Genomic DNA, 300 nt, shown 5'->3' with positions numbered 1-300 from the left:
GAGACGGCGATCGACCCCGCCCGGATCGAGCGCGAGGCCCGCATCCCCGACGAGGTCGTGGCGGGCCTGAAGGAACTCGGCGCCCTCGGCATGAAGATCGACCCGAAGTACGGCGGTCTCGGCCTCACCCAGTTGTACTACAACAAGGCGCTCGCTCTGGTCGGCTCCGTCAGCCCCGCCGTGGGCGCGCTGCTCTCCGCGCATCAGTCGATCGGCGTACCGCAGCCGCTGAAGCTGTTCGGCACCCAGGAGCAGAAGGACGCCTTCCTGCCCCGCTGCGCCCGCACCGACATCTCCGCG

The 300-nt window shown here is 70.0% G+C and carries 1 protein-coding gene; it reads left to right on the top strand.

Annotated features, from left to right (window positions below; translation table 11 throughout):
* A partial coding sequence (locus C3488_RS39835; protein WP_146068044.1) for an acyl-CoA dehydrogenase family protein occupies window positions 1-300 on the top strand: 300 nt, incomplete at both ends.

Source organism: Streptomyces sp. Ru72, from assembly GCF_002920635.1.
In the GTDB taxonomy this organism is placed as follows: Bacteria; Actinomycetota; Actinomycetes; order Streptomycetales; family Streptomycetaceae; genus Streptomyces.
Note: the sequence above shows the minus strand (reverse complement) of the source record. Positions and strands in the feature narration are given on the sequence as shown.